The 17,172-nt window shown below is 43.0% G+C and carries 20 protein-coding genes; 12 read left to right on the top strand and 8 right to left on the bottom strand.

Translation table 11 applies throughout. The features are described from left to right. Positions 1 to 61 precede the first annotated feature (61 nt). Both phhA and IJ23_RS16610 read left to right on the top strand, forming a co-directional pair. Positions 62 to 856 (top strand): phenylalanine 4-monooxygenase, encoded by a 795-nt coding sequence (gene phhA, locus IJ23_RS16605; RefSeq protein WP_005375564.1) that lies wholly within the window; start codon positions 62 to 64, stop codon positions 854 to 856. After that, positions 846 to 1,184: a 4a-hydroxytetrahydrobiopterin dehydratase gene (locus tag IJ23_RS16610; RefSeq protein WP_005375563.1), complete on the top strand. Its 339-nt coding sequence runs from the start codon at positions 846 to 848 to the stop codon at positions 1,182 to 1,184. The genes phhA and IJ23_RS16610 overlap by 11 nt, the downstream gene beginning before the upstream one ends. 70 nt (positions 1,185 to 1,254) lie before the next feature. Here IJ23_RS16610 and IJ23_RS16615 read toward each other — a convergent pair whose 3' ends face one another. Beyond that, on the bottom strand, positions 1,255 to 3,024 hold the full coding sequence (locus IJ23_RS16615) for a choice-of-anchor I family protein (protein WP_033906839.1): 1,770 nt from the start codon (positions 3,022 to 3,024) through the stop codon (positions 1,255 to 1,257). Between the two features lie 199 nt (positions 3,025 to 3,223). On the opposite strand from IJ23_RS16615, the gene IJ23_RS16620 reads away from it, so the two are divergent. Continuing rightward, entirely contained in the window at positions 3,224 to 3,568 is a 345-nt protein-coding gene (locus tag IJ23_RS16620; protein ID WP_033906840.1) for a HopJ type III effector protein, read from the top strand. A 38-nt stretch (positions 3,569 to 3,606) separates the two neighbouring features. On the opposite strand, the gene IJ23_RS16625 is transcribed toward IJ23_RS16620, so the two are convergent. Next, positions 3,607 to 3,915 carry a cysteine-rich CWC family protein gene (locus IJ23_RS16625; RefSeq protein ID WP_080276966.1) on the bottom strand — a complete coding sequence of 103 codons (309 nt, stop codon included), beginning with the start codon at positions 3,913 to 3,915 and terminating at the stop codon, positions 3,607 to 3,609. Between the two features lie 144 nt (positions 3,916 to 4,059). Here IJ23_RS16625 and IJ23_RS16630 point away from each other — a divergent pair, with 144 nt between their 5' ends. Next, complete coding sequence (locus IJ23_RS16630) at positions 4,060 to 4,275, top strand: DUF3820 family protein (protein WP_005375557.1); 216 nt, start codon at positions 4,060 to 4,062, stop codon at positions 4,273 to 4,275. A 40-nt stretch (positions 4,276 to 4,315) separates the two neighbouring features. Further along, a complete protein-coding gene (locus IJ23_RS16635) occupies positions 4,316 to 4,561 on the top strand; it encodes a hypothetical protein (RefSeq protein WP_033906842.1) in 246 nt (81 codons plus the stop codon). A 169-nt stretch (positions 4,562 to 4,730) separates the two neighbouring features. Here IJ23_RS16635 and IJ23_RS16640 read toward each other — a convergent pair whose 3' ends face one another. Next, a complete protein-coding gene (locus IJ23_RS16640) occupies positions 4,731 to 5,339 on the bottom strand; it encodes a LysE family translocator (RefSeq protein WP_033906843.1) in 609 nt (202 codons plus the stop codon). Positions 5,340 to 5,500: 161 nt separating this feature from the next. Between IJ23_RS16640 and IJ23_RS16645 the strand changes: the two genes are divergently transcribed. Further along, positions 5,501 to 6,859, top strand: a complete 1,359-nt coding sequence (locus IJ23_RS16645) for an aminotransferase-like domain-containing protein (RefSeq protein WP_033906844.1) — start codon at positions 5,501 to 5,503, stop codon at positions 6,857 to 6,859. Between the two features lie 255 nt (positions 6,860 to 7,114). Here the strand turns inward: IJ23_RS16645 and IJ23_RS16650 are convergent, their stop codons facing one another. Continuing rightward, positions 7,115 to 8,095 carry a DMT family transporter gene (locus IJ23_RS16650; RefSeq protein ID WP_050550103.1) on the bottom strand — a complete coding sequence of 327 codons (981 nt, stop codon included), beginning with the start codon at positions 8,093 to 8,095 and terminating at the stop codon, positions 7,115 to 7,117. On the opposite strand from IJ23_RS16650, the gene IJ23_RS16655 reads away from it, so the two are divergent. After that, positions 8,094 to 8,984 carry an AraC family transcriptional regulator gene (locus IJ23_RS16655; RefSeq protein ID WP_081886426.1) on the top strand — a complete coding sequence of 297 codons (891 nt, stop codon included), beginning with the start codon at positions 8,094 to 8,096 and terminating at the stop codon, positions 8,982 to 8,984. The genes IJ23_RS16650 and IJ23_RS16655 overlap by 2 nt on opposite strands. Here the strand turns inward: IJ23_RS16655 and IJ23_RS16660 are convergent. Continuing rightward, positions 8,968 to 9,771, bottom strand: coding sequence for an alpha/beta fold hydrolase (locus IJ23_RS16660; protein WP_033906845.1), 804 nt, complete (start codon positions 9,769 to 9,771; stop codon positions 8,968 to 8,970). The genes IJ23_RS16655 and IJ23_RS16660 overlap by 17 nt on opposite strands. A gap of 154 nt (positions 9,772 to 9,925) precedes the next feature. Here IJ23_RS16660 and IJ23_RS16665 point away from each other — a divergent pair, with 154 nt between their 5' ends. The 4 genes from IJ23_RS16665 (at position 9,926) to IJ23_RS16680 (ending at position 12,744) form a co-directional block, all read left to right on the top strand. Next, positions 9,926 to 10,852 carry a LysR substrate-binding domain-containing protein gene (locus IJ23_RS16665; protein ID WP_033906846.1) on the top strand — a complete coding sequence of 309 codons (927 nt, stop codon included), beginning with the start codon at positions 9,926 to 9,928 and terminating at the stop codon, positions 10,850 to 10,852. Between the two features lie 73 nt (positions 10,853 to 10,925). Further along, positions 10,926 to 11,537, top strand: coding sequence for a LysE family translocator (locus IJ23_RS16670; RefSeq protein WP_050550104.1), 612 nt, complete (start codon positions 10,926 to 10,928; stop codon positions 11,535 to 11,537). A 30-nt stretch (positions 11,538 to 11,567) separates the two neighbouring features. Beyond that, on the top strand, positions 11,568 to 11,951 hold the full coding sequence (locus tag IJ23_RS16675; RefSeq protein ID WP_033906847.1) for a VOC family protein: 384 nt from the start codon (positions 11,568 to 11,570) through the stop codon (positions 11,949 to 11,951). Next, entirely contained in the window at positions 11,941 to 12,744 is an 804-nt protein-coding gene (locus IJ23_RS16680; RefSeq protein WP_050550105.1) for a helix-turn-helix transcriptional regulator, read from the top strand. The genes IJ23_RS16675 and IJ23_RS16680 overlap by 11 nt, the downstream gene beginning before the upstream one ends. Positions 12,745 to 12,862: 118 nt before the next feature. Here the strand turns inward: IJ23_RS16680 and IJ23_RS16685 are convergent, their stop codons facing one another. The 3 genes from IJ23_RS16685 to IJ23_RS16695 form a co-directional block, all read right to left on the bottom strand. Continuing rightward, entirely contained in the window at positions 12,863 to 13,738 is an 876-nt protein-coding gene (locus IJ23_RS16685) for an MBL fold metallo-hydrolase (RefSeq protein ID WP_033906848.1), read from the bottom strand. 30 nt (positions 13,739 to 13,768) lie between these two features. Beyond that, a complete protein-coding gene (locus tag IJ23_RS16690; protein WP_050550106.1) occupies positions 13,769 to 14,680 on the bottom strand; it encodes a DMT family transporter in 912 nt (303 codons plus the stop codon). Positions 14,681 to 15,388: 708 nt separating this feature from the next. After that, positions 15,389 to 15,943: a sugar O-acetyltransferase gene (locus IJ23_RS16695; protein ID WP_033906849.1), complete on the bottom strand. Its 555-nt coding sequence runs from the start codon at positions 15,941 to 15,943 to the stop codon at positions 15,389 to 15,391. Positions 15,944 to 16,056: 113 nt separating this feature from the next. On the opposite strand from IJ23_RS16695, the gene IJ23_RS16700 reads away from it, so the two are divergent. Next, entirely contained in the window at positions 16,057 to 16,824 is a 768-nt protein-coding gene (locus tag IJ23_RS16700; RefSeq protein ID WP_033906850.1) for a DeoR/GlpR family DNA-binding transcription regulator, read from the top strand. Positions 16,825 to 17,172 lie beyond the last annotated feature (348 nt).

Consider the following 17,172-nt stretch of genomic DNA (forward strand, 5'->3'; position numbering starts at 1 on the left):
TTGGAAGCTCTTAAGACTACAGATAGGCTTAATGTAAAGGATTTGTTAATGGAGATGAGCCATGACCCAGTATCGTTCTAAACCCGTAAACCAGGAAGGCAGGGTTGAATGGAGCCGTGAAGAAGACGCCATTTGGCGAGATTTGGTAACACGACAAATGGGTGTGATCCAAAACAGAGCTTGTGAGGCTTATTTACACGGTTTGACGCTGCTTGATTTACCTCAAGACCGCGTTCCTCAGTTACCAGAAATTAATCGTGTCTTGATGGAGACAACAGGTTGGCAAGTGGAGCCCGTTCCCGCGCTTATTGATTTCGACCGATTTTTTAATCTACTCGGTAATAAGCGCTTTCCAGTCGCCACATTCTTGCGTACAAGAGATGAGTTCGATTACTTACAGGAGCCAGATTTCTTCCACGAAATATTTGGTCATTGCGCGATGTTAACCAACCCAGACTTTGCTGCATTTACCGAGCATTATGGTCAACTAGGGCAAGCCGCTACCCCAAAACAAAGAGCCTATCTCGCTCGTCTCTACTGGTTTACCGTAGAGTTTGGTTTGGTGAAAGAAGGGGACAAAACCAAAATTTACGGTGGTGGTATTCTTTCATCTCCTGGCGAAACCCTCTACGCATTAGAGAGTGATGCAGCAATTCGCGACCCATTTGAATTACAAACAGTGCTGAGAACGCCTTATCGTATCGACATCATGCAACCGAAGTATTACGTGATTGATGACTTTTCTCAGCTCTTTAAAATTAGTCAGTTAAATTTATTGAAACAAGCCGATCTAGCGATTGAAGCTGGACTGCTTCCTCCACTTTTTGAACCAAAGGAACCTGCTCATGTTGAATGAACAAAAATGCGAAGCTTGTAGTATCGATGCCATTGCACTAAGCAAAGAAGAACAACAATCTCTGCTGCTGCAATTGTCTGATTGGCAGATCATTGAAAGAGAAGACATACCTCAACTAGAAAAGGTGTATAAATTTAAGAACTTCAAACAAGCATGGGCTTTCAGTAACAAAATCGCAGAACTGGCAGAAGATGAGTTCCACCATCCTTCTATTTTGTTGGAGTGGGGTAAGGTTACCGTAACGTGGTGGAGTCACTCTATCAAAGGTCTGCATAAAAACGATTTTATCTGCGCATCAAAGTGTGACGCGCTAGCATCGGCAGAGTAGGACATTACCTCATACAAAAAACGCCCGGCTTACGTCGGGCGTTTTGGTTCTAAATGACTTTTACATTACTTTATAGATTGATTCGGAAGACGGATGTCGTGCCCGATACCTCATTGCCAACGACGATAAAATGACCACCGTTACGGGTAAAGTAATTAATGGACTCTGGACCTAAATCGCCTGCTTTTGGATTGTATGTGTCGTTCATGCATTCGCCATCTTCGACTTCTGTACATACTGGCTGATTGTAATCACGGCGGTTTACGTAATGCATAAACTGCGCTTGTTTCGGGTCTGTGATGTCATAAATCATGATACCGCCTTGACGCTCCAAGCCGATAAACGCGTAATGACGACCGTTAATTTGTGCTACTTCAATCGCCTCTGGCTCAATACCTTTATCATCACTTCGGTCATCGCCACTGTCATTGCTATCGTTGGTGCTGTTGAAGTTCTTGCCTTCATTCAGCAGCGCGATAGTCGCGAAATCGTCACCACTATCGAAGACCAACTTGCCGTTTTCATCCCAAATCGAGAATGAACGCGCGCCAAATGATTGAACATTCTCTTGTGCAGAAAGCGTTTGTTCCGGCTTAATCACTTTTAAACGCGCGAGTTGTTTGTTGTCTTTTAGTGCCTCTGCCAATGGGTGTTCTGCTGCTACTTTCAGCTTCTTACCGCGCACTTCATCAATATGGCTTAAACAGCTCCCTTGCTCAGATGTGTATTCATCTGTACCAAGGTAATCGTCTTCATCCCACATAAAGCCAGCTTTGTCGCACAGTTCTTGAGTGGTTTTGAATCCGTACTCACGCCCGTCGCCTTCATTTGCAGATACGATGTAAGTACTCCCATTCACTGAGTAGCTGTCGATAGTGTCAGGCATAAATAAGCCAACCAGTTGTGGGTAGCTTTTCAAGTTCCCAATGATTTTGTCTTTGTTGGATGCATCGAGTTTAGCGCCCGACCAAGACTTCTCACCCAAGCCAACAATTCGCTCTACTGATTTGCTCTCTGGATTGACGATTGCCATGGCGTTATTTTCTTGTAGCGCGACATAGATTTTACCGTTATCTGCAAAAGTGAGGTATTCAGGCTCTAGATCTTGTGCGACGGTGGCGTTTGGCCCCGAAATACGCACATTCATTGGGAGCTCTGCTTTTCGTGAACCATCAAATTCGTTAAAGCCAATTTGTGTCACTTCTGCTTGAGTAACACCAAGGCTCAGATCGATCAAAGTGATACTACCTTCAGGGTCAATGCTGTAATCGCTGTTTGGTTCTCCTTCATTAGCGGTTGCGATGTATCGGCCATCTTTCGAGAAGCCAACCATGTCTGGCAATGCGCCTGTTGGAAACGTCATGACTAATGACAAATCGTCGGAGCGGTACAAGCCAACAATACCATTCGCTTGTTTATTACTGTTTTCAATCGCAACAGCTACCAAACCATTGAATACAGCGACACTGTTTGCTGCGCCAATTTCAATGCCCGCTGCTTCGCCAGCGCTGTTGAGATCAATGAATGCGCTTTGCGTTGGTACGCCGTTGTCATCCATAGACATTACATCGACACGTTTTGCTTGAGCATTAACCACATAGAGCTTATCTGTACAGGCGTCATAACTCACGATTTCAGCTGCCGATGTGTCGAATGGTGCATCAGCAACGGATGTTCCGATAAACGTTAAACCTTGAATTGACGTTTCCCCAGTAACGGGTGCAGTGGTAGGTTTGCATTGTGTAGCGAATGAAGCCACGGTATCTTCGGGTTGTGATGAACACGCGATGGCAAGTGATGACAATGCGAGTGCACCGATTGCCTTTAAAGGGGTGATCATGATATCTCCTTATCAATCCGATAGGTTGTCAATCAGCATGGGTTTTATGCTGCTGTCCATTTCCGCAATTGGAATGATAGAGCGCTGAATGACGTTTGATTTGGTAAGGCTCTGAATATATGTATGATTGATGACTCTTATATTGGCTTTTTATGAAACTAATGTGTCATCAATATGATGAAGTAGGGATAGAGGAATAATGGAATTAAAATCGTTTTTAGATTTATTGGCAGCGTCACCAGAGCAGGTCGAATTTGAAGCAACGATGGCGGTGATCGAAGATAACTATACGTTTGAGCCAACCGCTTTTGTAAATGGTGAGACACAAAACAATGCAGGCGAGAACAACGGTTCGTGTAAGATCTTCGCTTTCGGTTTGCTAAACAACCTAGACAAAGAAGCGACGCTAGCCTGCTTTGGCCGTTTTTATCGTGAAGATGTATTGCAGCATCCAGAGAACAGCGATCACCAGAATATTCGTAATTTTATGGTGACAGGGTGGGAAGGCATTAAGTTTGAAGCGTTCGCTTTAACCGCTAAATAAACACCAGTCAGAAAACGATGATCAGTAAGCCAGTCGTATTACGCGACTGGCTTTTTTTCTAGACATTTTCGGCACAAACACAGCTGGTTGGCGCTTGGCTTGGGTAAATCACGGGTTTCAATAGTAAAGCACCAGCATGTCTCTTTGCCTGCGGCGATATCACAATGGGCTTGAGTCCCGCATTCAGGACAACTGTGTGTTGAATCTTCTCCTGCGATTTGTTCGATAATCGCATCTCGTTGGAGATCGGTTTTGTCTTTCCATTGGATGATTTCATCCATCGTCCGGTGACAACCAGAGCATATTCCGGCGTTATTTTTACATGCAGCTCGACAAGGTGACTTCATTGCTTTCTCGTTCTCATTTTTTATGCCGCGTACTCTAGCACAAAGCGAGTCAAGGCCGCCAAAAATAAACGTGACTGCGATTTGCTGGTGAGGAGGGAGAACCAGTGTTACCCTTGGACGAGTTACCTTAACTCTCTGTCACTTATGTTAGAAAAAGAAAACCTCATTAAACTCGCTAGAATGCAAATGCCATTTGGGAAATATGCAGGGCGAGTGTTAATCGACCTGCCTGAAGAATACTTACTGTGGTTTGATAAAAAGGGCTGGCCAAGCGGCGAGCTAGGGGATTTGCTCAAGCTATGTTTAGCGCTCAAAATTGAAGGCTTAGATAGTGTCGTGAAGCCTTTGAAGCGTATGTAACTAGCCACAGAAACTCCCACTCTTAATGAAAAGACTTATTATGAATTTTGATATCGATGCACTGAAACATCACCAATTGGTCGAAGATGGTAAACTAGAGGGATGTTACATTCATCAGCCAGCTCAAGGTAGCCAACACAATGACAAAGCTGTTTTGGCAGAGCGCCAAGCGTTGGAAAAGTTGGGATATAAGGTAATACAGCTTAAAGCTAAAGGCGGGACAACAACGTTTGCCGAGGCGATGCAAAAGCTTGCGAAGGAAACTGGTCACCTGCCTAAGGAGTAAGTGAGTGTAACCTGCCACAGCCTTACAAGTTCTCCCACCAGACTATTTTTTCATTCAAAAGAGCCAGACCGTTAGGCTGACTCTTTTTGGCCCCAAAGTGTGTTACGCCTCGAAATGCGAATTTAGATAATTGGCAATTTTATACATACAAAACTCTGCTCTTTGCCATTCAGGCAGAGTGCCCCAAAACTGGTAACAATGATATGAATGTTATCGTCGCTAGGCTGATGTTGAACACGCGCTGTCTTAATACGGTATTGAGATAAATACGAATTTTTTTACCAACCCAGACCCAAGTAATATTTGCAAACAGTCCGAATGTCGTAAACACGAAAGTAATCAATGTAACAGAGAACCAATAGTTAGAAGGGAGACTATAACTTGTGACCAAAGCAAGTGATGCCATCCAAGCCTTCATATTACCCAGTTGAAACAACGTAGCCTGAGTTACGTTGATTGGTTTGCTTTTAGTGGGTTTGCCTGCGAAATGGTTAGTACATAGCAGCTTAATCATCAGCCAGAACATGTAAACCAGACCGATGTATTTTATAGCGAGATACCAACTTGGATGAGTTTGTAGGGCAACACCGACACCACATGCACAAAGCAGAATTAACCCTATTACGCCAATACGGATACCAATTAGGTGTCGCCATGATTTCCTTATACCAAATTGTGCCCCTGAGTTGGCGAGCAATAAGTTATTTGGGCCGGGTGTTATGGCGGTGACAAACGCAAATAAACTCATCGCTGGAGTTAGGTCCCATAATGTTGTCATTTCTTTTCTTCTCAAATTAGTGCTGATAAGCCAAGAATAAAGGGATGAAGTGAGAGAGACCTACAGTTAATGCGTCATGGTGACAATTCTTTGATTTCATTTTCGTCAGGCCTTATTTATCCTGAATACAAGAGTTAATTGTACCCCTTCGGAGAGAGACAATGTTAGTCCCTGATATATCGGGTCGTTCCGGACCTAAGTTTATGGCACTGGCTGAAGCGATTGCAGAGGTGATAGAGAGTGGTGAACTCGAACCAGACACTAAATTACCTCCTCAGCGTATTTTATCTTATCGCTTAGGTGTGACGGTTGGAACGGTGACGAGGGCATATAGGGAGCTAGAGCGGAGGGGCTTAACGGAACCAAAAGTAGGAAGCGGTACTTATGTACGTAACAGAGAAACTGAACTGAACCACTTTTATCATCCGGTATTGGAAGAAAAAGGCATTGATCTGGCACGTTGCCGACCTTTGCTATTATCGCAGCCGAAATTTCTTGCGAATGCGTTGAAAGAGCTATCACACGAGGAAATTGCGCAGGCAGCCGTGCTGGATTACTACTCCGCTGATGGCATTCGGGGTCATAACGAGACTCTTCGACAATGGCTGATGACCAAATTCAATATCGATATTGATGCACGGCGTCTAGTGTGGACTCATGGAGGGCAACACGGGATATCGTTGATTATTCAATCTCTAAGCCGCCTTAAAGATACAATTCTTGCTGAAGGGCTGTGTTATCCAGAGTTCATCTATGCATGTCAGCAATCCGAACGAAAGCTAGTGCCAGTAAAAGTCGATGAACATGGATTAGATCCAGAAGATCTGGCTTTGCACTGTAAGAGGCATCGCCCAAAACTGCTTTATCTTACGCCGGGAATACAGAACCCGACCGGAGCTCAGTTAACGGATAGCCGAAGACTAAAAATCATAGAGATATGTCGTCGTTACAATGTGTTGATTATTGAGGACGATGTTCTCTACTGCCCACCGTCTCATCGAAAGAGTCCCTTAGTTGCTATCGCTCCAGATATTACCTTATACGTGGGCAGTTTTTCTAAGTACTTTGCAGGTGGATTGCGGCTGGGTTTCATCATTCTGCCTTTGTCGTTCAAAGATTTACTGCAACGTGCGCTACGAGCCAGTTGTATGTATGTTAGCCCTTTGATAATCGACCTTGTTTGTCGTTGGTTAACTAGCGGAGCTATGCAAGCCGTGGACAAAGAGATAGCGATGGAACTCAGTGCACGTCATCGGATCTGGAAGGCAGTATTTCCCGAAATCCAGATTGGTGTTCCTGGTTACAATGTGTGGCTACCTTTGCCTGAGCCATTAACAGGATATCACTTTAACCAGTCGTTGTTGAAACATGGTGTCAGAGTGAGGGAAGCGGAAATGTTTGCTGTGGGTCGGTATGAAGTGCCGGCAGCAGTGAGGATATCACTTGCAGGTCCATTAAGCCGATTACAATTGCAATCAGCTTTAGATATCGTAAGAGAGCAAATCAAACGGTTAACTTAAGTTTCATAGTTCACATGGATTGCTCAATATCTAACTATTCAATGCTCTATTAGGATTGAACACACCGATATACATAAAGTGCTCGAAGTTGTGCTCAAAGTCTCAAAAGTTACTTGAAATCTGAAACTCGCTTAGACGTCTTTTGGGCAGCATCGAGTTGATTCATCTTTGTCGAGAACCTTCACGTTGAGTACTTTCCAACGCAAAAGTGCCCCAATGTGTTTCAGCATTCTACAACCCCACATACTGAGCTATTCACTTTGGGCTACTTTTTCTAATGCTTGATGAGCCTACCTTTAACTCTGATGCTTTATTCTTAGCTTGTTGCAAGCGATGAATTTTTCTTAACACCCAGCTAGAACTATTGACGACAAAGATACCAGAAAGGATGAAAACTGAGCCTATCAGGAATTGCTTATCGAGGTGTTCTCCCAGCAAGATGTAACCAAAGACCACACCAAACAATGGTGTCATAAATGAGAGAATGCCAATTTGTGACGCTTGATAACGGCCCAGCAGCCAAAACCAGACTAAAAAGGCCAGAAACGACACGATTACTGATTGAAATATTAGATTAACCCACACCATAGGTGTCGAATTAAAATGCCACTGTTGAGTTACGGTAGAGGTCATCGCCAGTAAAACAAATCCAACAATGAGTTGATAGAAGACCACTTGTTTTGCTGGTACTTTCGAAAGGGAAGTACATCGCACAATCACCGTTGTCAATGACCAGGCTAAGGCAGCCAGAAAAGCAAGAATATCTCCGATGAACGTACCTGAGGCATCCATTGAACTCGGTTCCCAGAAAATGATGCCGATACCGGAAAACGCAATCAGAATCCCACCCCATTGAAGTAACGACATTCTTTCTGATGGAACAAATAAATGAAGGATTAAAGCGGTAAAGATGGGAGAACTATATAGAAACACAACGGCGTGAGCTGCGGTCGTTCGGGTTAGAGCTTCTCCCAATAAGAAAAATTCCAATGCAAAGAAGATTCCCGCAAGAATTCCATATTTTATTGCACCGGATTCAGAGACAAAACGTTCTTTTTTAAAACGCATGTACGTTAGGATCAAAACGGCTGCAAATAATGAGCGTAAAGCAAGTTGGACGATTGGAGCCATGTCAGTACTGACGGCTTTAATGGCGACTTGCTGCCCTCCCATGATCATACAAAAGATGACCATCAGAGAGAAGGAGGTGACATCGATAGCTTGTCGTTGTTGCATGATTGTTTATCTTCTGGTGATTGTTGTTAATATTTATATTGCCTGTGACGCATTCAAAACATATAGTTTAAAACTGACATGCAACCGCGCAGAAGTGACACTTTGGGTTATGAAAAAAAATTGCAGTTTAGTTCCATTTCAAAACCACATCCCTGAGCCGATGTATTTTCGCGTCGCGGAAATTCCTGCCGATTCGAGTTATCCTAACCACAGTCATCCTTGGGGAGAATTTGTCTATTCTTACAATGGCGTTATGGAAGTGAGGATCGGTAGACGCTCCTACTTGGCTCCGTCTCAGTATGGGATTTGGCTTCCACCGGGAATCGAACATCAAGGTTTCAATCAATATGAGGCAACACATTGTTCGTTATATATTGAGCCGTCTTATGCTAACGCATTGCCAAACAGAGTATGTGCTTTACAAGTCACCCCATTGGTTCGCTCCGCGCTTGAACATTTAAAACAATTTTTACCAGTGTCGCCTTATTCGGCCGAGCAAACTCGCCTAATTCGGGTTATTTACGATCAACTTAAGCAGACTAATTCTATCGAGAGTTTTTTACCTTCGACTGATGATGCAACGTTATCGCGGGTACTTGACCATATCGAAAATCATCTTGATCAAGACATTCCTCTTAAAACGCTGGCTTCTCATTTTTACGTTACAGAGCGTACTCTCATGAGAAAAAGCAACAAAGAATTGGGGATGCCGCTCACGGAGTGGAAGCAAAAGCTTAAAGTACTGAAAGCCATGAATCGATTGGAGTCGGGCGATAGTGTTGAAGTTATCGCCCTTGAGCTGGGTTATTCCAGTTCGTCTGCGTTTATCGCTATGTTTAAACGAATCATGGGAGTGACACCAAAAGAATACGTTAAGATGAACGTATAATATTTTGAGCAATATGGCTCCACATACTGACAGGGTTTGAGTACATAGGGAAATGCCCGCAGTACGGTATTTCTGCCAGTTTTACGCCTTGGCTCTCAATATGAGATAAGTAGGACAGATCTTGATTCTGCTCCCCATACATGAACATCTTAGGGCAAGGTAAGTTAAGAAACTTATCCATCAATTCACCATCATCAGACAGTTCAACCATAGACGTAAAGATAGGTTTAACGGCATCTGCTCGTACTTTGTGGCGCAAACTAGCGGAATACAAGGCACTTGCGTAGTGTGGTGCATGGCGAGTTCGCATAATAAATTCATCAAAAAATTCTGCTGCGTTGTCCGATGGATAATTGATAATCTGGCGGCTCAGAAAACAATCTTCTGGTGCTATGTTCCCTTCAATATCGGTGAAGCTGAGAACGCGGTTTGGGTACTGATGTGCCAGCATTAACGCGGTTAACCCTCCCATGGAATGTCCCACAAGATGAAACCGTTTGAACCCAACTTGATCCAGTATCGCAATGGCTGTTTTCAGCAGAAAAGGGATCGTCACGGATGTGGGGTCGCTACATTGTGTTTCGCCGCATCCTGGTGCGTCGTAGGCAAGAAAAGGATGACCGTTAAACTCTGCATAGTAAACGATGTCGGCGTAATCTTCTTTGGTGGAACCAAATCCATGGAGAAAGACAATCGGAGCTTTTTCGCCCGATCTGGTTATCGCGGAAACGCTAAGGTGTACACCTTCGATTAAAAAAGGGAAACGTTGGCTTGAAAATAGCTCCATACAATACTCACATCTGTTGTTGATGTTGCCAATGTACAGCTTTTGATTGATAGTTGAATTCTAATATTAGTATCTATGTGATACGAAAATAGAATTAGCAGTATAGCATTGGGCATTTTAACGTACTTCATTATTGCGTCGTTAGGGACTATTGATGAGTAAAATCGATTACAGGTTGATAAAACAGCTTTATCTTTTTCTGGCAGTTGCCGAAGAAGAGAACTTTGGTCGTGCGGCAAAGCGACTGGGAATGTCTCAGCCTCCTTTAACGGAGCAAATCAAAATACTTGAGCAGTCGTTGAAGCTCACTTTGTTTGAACGCTCTCGACGCGGTACTAAACTTAGCGCGTCGGGAAAAGCTATTCTTCCTCATGTGCAAAAGTTTGTTGTTCAAATGTCATCTCTGGAAAAGATCGTTCGAGAGGTGGCGCACGGACAATCTGGTGTCATTCATATTGGTGCCATCACATCTGCTATGTTTGAAGTTGTGCCAGCTTTTCTAGAACACTTCAAACAACGTTACCCAAATGTCACGGTTTTTGTCGATGAAATTGACAGCGCTGAAGCAATCACATCGTTATCTTCTGGTGAATTGGATCTGGCGTTTGTTCGGGTGGAAGGTGAGGTCGGTATGGGATTAAGCACGTTTCCTTTAACAGAAGATAAGCTCGGCGTTGCGTTACCACTGAATCATCCAATGGGGGAAGCGATGTGTATCTCGCTGAGAGATCTAAAAGAGGAAGCATTTGTTATGTCTTCCAGACGGGTTAATCCAACGTATTTCGATCTATTAACTTCAGCCTGTAGAAATCATGGGTTTAACCCACGCATACTCTACGAAGTTCGTTCGGTTACTGCTCAGATTGCCTATGTGAGTTGTGGCCAGGGGGTTGCTTTAGTACCTATGAGCATGGTCAGCATGATCCCCAGTAATGTAAAGCTTGTCCCGCTTGAAGAGCTGATATCCATCGTGACCGCCGCGTTAGTATGGGATCCTAAGCGAGGACACCCTTTAGTCGAATACGGTGTTAAGTGGTTGAAAGAACATGTCACTGATAAGAAAAACGTATCAAACTATTAGTTAAATAGTATTTTTCACTAATTCAAGAACGACTGACAATAGTACTTCTTTCTTTACTATAACGAGTGTCATCTTGGATACTTATTTCAGTTTTGCTGCAATTGCATTAGCCGTCGTATATATGCCTGGCCCAGGTACTTTAAAATCCATCACGAACGCGATTAACTTTGGTTTTCAAGGTTCGGTCGTTGGGATATCAGGTTTAACGCTGGGCGTTTGTTCTGTCGCTCTGTTCTCTGCTACAAGTCTGGGGCTGCTGTTGGTGTCCTCTCCTATGGCTTTTAAAGTGGTTTCTTATTGCGGATCCGCCTACTTATTTTATTTGGGACTTAAACTGTGGTTTAGCAGCCGCAAGGCTCAAGTTATTTCTACGGACGTGGTTTTCAAAAAGAGGCAAGTGTTTGGGGAAGGTGTCCTGTTACAATTTAGTAACCCGAATGCTATCCTGTTCTTCTTTTCTGTTTTCCCTCACTTTATCAAGCCAGATGAAAGCTATGTTGTACAGTTTTCGGTGTTGGTAGGGATATTCAGTCTGGCATTTATCTGTGCGCATTCAACCTATGCGTTACTCGCCTATAAGGCCAAAACACTCTTTCTGGGCGAACATCGACACTGGTTGAATAAGATCAATGCTATCTTGTTTATATTGTTGGCTGTCTACTTAGTATGGAGTTCATCCGTTTAATCACGTCATAACTTCAAAGGAGAAAGGAATTTGAACATTAAGCGCCTCGACCATTTTGTTTTAACCGTGGCTGATATTCCGACATCGGTGGCTTTCTTTCAATCGGTGATGGGTATGAATGCGGTCACCTTCGGAGAAGGGCGAGTCGCCTTGGAATATGGCCAGCAAAAGATCAATTTGCACCAGCTAGGCAGTGAGTTTGAGCCTAAGGCACGACATGTACAAGCGGGTAGTGCCGATCTCTGTTTTATCATTGACGGGGATTTAGAAAGCGCAATGCAACATGTTCAGGCTCAAAAAGTTAAAATTATAGAAGGCCCGGTTAATCGTACTGGAGCGCTGGGGCCGATCACTTCCTTCTACTTTCGAGATCCTGATGGAAATCTGATTGAGTGCTCCGTGTATGAGTCTTAACACAGTGAAGAGTAAGAATGGTTCGGAAAGAAACTATGATTTAAACCAGTTTTTACTCAAGCACAGGGGAAAGTTGGATCCTACCGATTATGGTTTTTCGACCTACCATCGCAGAGTCAAAGGGCTACGCCGTGAAGAAGTGGCACAACTGGCCGCCGTCAGCGTAAGTTGGTACACATGGCTAGAACAAGGTCGTGATATAAGTATCTCGATTGAAGCCATCAAACGAATTGGGAAAGTATTAAAGCTCAGTTCTGATGAGCAAGAGTATTTCGAAGCGACGGTTTTTGGGACATCATATTCAGCTCACAGTGATATACAGCTACAAGACGAGCTAAAACAAATGATAAAGGCTCTTGACCCTCATCCAGCGTTTATTCGTAGCGAAAATATGGACATTCTTTATTGGAATAAAGCCTCAGAGCAAAAAATCTTTAACTGGTCGAGTGTTGATGACTTGGACAGAAACTCACTGAAATTGATGTTCCTGAACCCAGAATACAAAGAACGCATTCCTGACTGGTCTGCCGCCGCCCAGAGTACCATCGCCTCTTTTCGCTCATACTATGCTTTAAGCAGCAATAAGCCTCGATTTGATACCGTGATTAACGACCTGCTGCTACGAAGTGAAGAGTTTAAGCGGATGTGGCAGGAATATGATGTAAAGAAGACCAGAAAAGGGAAAAAATCGATCATCGATTATTCTGGGAACCTGAGACATTATTCATACACTGCATTGAAGCCAGAAAGTATGTCTGACGCTTTCCTTATTTTTTATGCAGAAAGAGAATGATGCCCATTTGCAAAAAAAACATGTTGTTTCTTTTCGTATATAAACATCAGAGCGTATTTAAAAAGACCACGTAGCCATAAACTGCGTGGTCTTTCGTTATAACACGTTCATGACCAATTCAGACAACTGGGGACCAAAGGTCATAATTTAATGTGTACTGGTTGTTTTCTCGCTTAATTTTACCAGAGGCAGACAAGTTGAAATGCATACCACTCACAGAAATATGATCTGTAGAGACTCTATCTAAAAGGGTTTTACGCATCTTTGCGGCTTCCTCTGGACTGTTGTCGAAGGCAATAGTCACATCTGGATTTGCGGTCTGAATATGAGGAAAATGAACAATATCACCCCATATTAGTAGTGATTCATTACCACTACCGACTAAAAATCCGCAGTGTCCAGGTGTATGCCCGAATAAAGGTACAGTCTGGATATCAGTCAATAATGACTCTTGATTAAATGGTACTAACTTATCTTTGTAGGCATCAAAAGCATTTCTTGCTACGTTAAAGAATGGCTTAAATCCATCTGATGCCGAAGACATAATGGTATCATTTCTCCAAAATGCGAGTTCTTGTTCATGAACGTAAAGTTCTTGAACATTTGCAAAAAAAGGAGTCGCTAATGGACCCGCCAACCCACCAACGTGGTCAGGATGAGCATGCGTCAAAAGAACGGTATCAATATCGAGTGGATCGAAACCAGCCGCTCTTAAAGCTGCGGGGAGTCTGCCACCCCAACCGTTAATTCCACCTGCACCGCTATCAATCAGTATGGTTCGATTTGATGTCTCGACAACATAGGCATTGATATTCATTCTTGGAAGAGGCTCTACCCCCTTTTGTTCAAGAGCAGCCTCTGCTTGAGAAGCTTCTATGCCATTTAATAGTTCAAAAGATGCATCTAAGTATCCATCACTCAGCATCGTGACAACTGTGTCGCCATAACGTTTCTTGTTGACCGCAGGCGCTTGATATAAATGTTTTTTCATCATTGTATTAACTCGTTTCAATAAGATGCAGAGTTACTTGCGAATCACAAGAAGTAGGCCAATGATGGACATTGCCATCCCAATCAACATCGAGGTCGTGATTGGTTCACCAAAAAGCGCCCAGGCTTCTGCGGCTGTAAGGACCGGAACAAGATAAAAATAGGTTGCGACTTTGGTGGATTCGCCACTTTGGATCATAAAAATCAGTAACAGAACCGCAGTCACTGATACACCAAGAACTAACCAGGTCAGACCCAAAGCAAATGGGATATTCCAATGGACAGGAGTGTGCTCAAACAGAACACTCATAATACCCATGACAACGGTCAGTGAAACATATTGGAAAAATGTAGCACTCAACACATGACCGTCACTGTTGGAACTCTTTTGATACAGTGCTCCGACGGTAACACCAACAAGTCCAGCGATAGCGCATAAAAGACCTAACGCATTGAGGTGAAAATCTTGTTGTCCTGGCGATAAAACAAAATACACACCAAAAAATCCGATGATGATTCCTATCCACTTACCAATGCTTAAGCTCTGTCTGTGCAGGGTCGACACTACAATCGCTGTCAGTATCGGTTGAAGTCCGGTGATCAATGCTACGATGCCTGATGGTATACCCAAGTGCATTGAGTAAAAGCAGCCACCAAGGAAAAGGGCGTGTAAGAACAGCCCAACGACGAGCTGTTTCGCGATTCCTTTGACTGAAGGAAATTTGGCTTTAAACAATAAAGCTAATATAAAAAACGCCAAGCAAGAAAAAAGCCCGCGTAGAAAAAGTAGATGAAAAGGTTCACTGTATTGAACCGTAAATTTGGCCCCAACAAATCCGGTACTCCATAGGAAAACAAATATCCAAGGAGCTAAAACTATAAGTAGCTTTTTTGACGACGATACTGGAGAGGCAATATCCAGTTCGCTGATGTTTTCTGAAGACATAACTTTGACTTTTAAGTTTGTGATTGAACAAAAAATGATGTGGCGTGCATTTAATATCAAAGTGTGCAGGAGGAAAAGAGGGGCATTTATCCTATGATAATGAGTCATAGTTTGGTGTGTATTGGCTTTACATATTTAGTTACGGAAAGGACTTTCCCATACTTGAGGTAATTCGTGGTTAGCTAATTTAGCAAAGTCACTGGCACGTTTCTGTCCATCTTCGAGCCAGCTAGAGCTGTGCTGGCTCATTTATGCCCCAAGATGTGTTTAGAGCGCAAGAAGCCGTCATGAGATTTATTTGTGAAACAAGCTGTTTCCCAATTGTCCAACAGGTTGTTGGACAAACTCTAGTAACCAATTATGCAAGAGGGTCTTGCATAATTGCGAAACAGGTTGTTTCGTAAATCACCTCTGCTCCAACCCGCTTCTGATCTCGTCGCTTCGGCAATAGAACTAACTAATGCCCCTTTTCTTCTTAGGCCAAATGCTTTTTGTCACTAATTCATCGCATATTGCCTTACATTTTTAATCTTGTTAGTCAATTTACTCATTAAAGGTTATTAATGGCAAGCACGAACTCATGTTCACTTAAAGGCCTTTAAAAGCGGAGCCTCTAGCTTCGAAATGGAATATGTGTAGTCGTGCTAACCAAGGGGGGATGCTCGTAATGTCAGGTGTTTGCAGTACTGAGCAGTTTAAACTTTGATCCTATTCAATGTGCTTGATGATACGTGCTGGGTTCCCAGCAATGATGACATTATCGCCAAAGCTCTTCGTTACAATTGAACCTGAGGCTACGACCACATTGTTTCCAAGTGTGACACCAGGATTTATAGTTGCATTCCCACCAATCCAGCAGTCATTGCCAATTGTTATCGGTTTCGCAAATTCTTTTCCAGATCTGCGTTCAATTGGATCCAGAGGGTGGCAAGCGGTATAAATACCCACTTGAGGGCCAATTAAACAATTGTCGCCGATATTTACCTCTGCGCAATCCAAAATAACGCAATCATGGTTTGCATAAAAGTTGTCACCTACTTTGATGTTTATACCGTAGTCACACCAAAAGTTACGATTGAGTGAAACCTGCTCTCCAACCTTTCCAAAAAGTTCTTTAACCGCCTGTTTTTGCGCAGCCTCATTTGTTGAAAGTGCATAATTAAATCGTTCAAGCTTATGTTTCGTTGACTCTCTCAATGCAACGAGCTCTTTGTTAGCAGGGTCGTACAAAAGCCCTGCCGTCATTCTCTCAAATTCAATCATTTACATATACCTCTATTTGTTGAAGTCAATTTTTGTGTTCATTAATGCTCATTGGTCTGTTCATTTTTGATCATTACGATATAGTGTCAATACTTATTTTTTGAGGTGGGTATATGAAAAAGTGTATCGCTGAACAGCGACAAAGGTTGTTGTTAGACATATTAGCCAAAGAAGGAAGTTTGAATGCTAGCGATGTTGCGCAACGATTGGAGACAACCGGCATCACTATTCGAAGAGACCTGAATAAGCTTGCAGAAATGGGGCTTTGTAAGCGAACTCACGGCGGAGCAATACTCAATACGCCTGCTTCTGGGAGTGTTAATGAGCGATGTAGTCAACACGTTGATGAAAAACAGAAACTAGCGGAAGTAGCCATCTCTCTCCTTAAAAAAGGTCAACTTATTTTTATAGATGCGAGCAGCTCAAATATGGTTTTTGCGGATAGGGTACCTACTGATCTTGAACTCACCATTGTGACCAATTCTGTTCATATCGCTATGAGCCTGTTCAATTCTGGGCAAAAAAATGTCATTTTGATTGGAGGACAGGTTGACTGTTCACTTGGAGCTGTAGTAGATGCAAAAGCGGTATCAGAAATCCAAGCTTTTAACTTTGATATGGTATTTATTGGAGTTTGTGGCTGGTCAAAAGAAAGTGGTTTTACAGCCCTAAATTATTCTGACGCGAATTTTAAGCAGCAATTGTTCAAACAAGGTGGAGCGTTAACAGTGATATTTACAGAGGAGAAAGATCAGACATCTGCACCTTATCGTTTGATGGATGTTTCGGATATTGACTATTTGGTGTGTGCTGGGGATAACACATCAGTCGTTGGAGAAGCAACAAAGAATGACGTGTCTATTCTATACCCTATCATTTGATGGATTAGTATGGGTGTAGTGGATGAGTTGAATTGGTCCTTCAATAAGAGGTTTTACTATACGTAAGATAATGCGAAATATATCGAATTAAACATAAGTACTAACACGCTTTTGTCCAAGAGAGTGCTGGCGCAGTTCAAAGTAGGCACTTGCTTTGGGTTACTCGACTCCGAGTCACTTTATTGCTATGTTTCGCAAAATATATGGAGAATCTCCTGCGCGTTATTTTTCTAGATGCCGTGCAGAAGAATGTGTTTGCCGGCTGAGGGAAAAATGAAAACCAAAATAATAATGTCTTTTCTACTCGCTACATTGTGTGTCAGTGTCAGCGCCAGTACGAATGAGCCG

Source organism: Vibrio sp. OY15 (genome assembly GCF_000742455.1).
Lineage (GTDB): Bacteria > Pseudomonadota > Gammaproteobacteria > Enterobacterales > Vibrionaceae > Vibrio > Vibrio alginolyticus.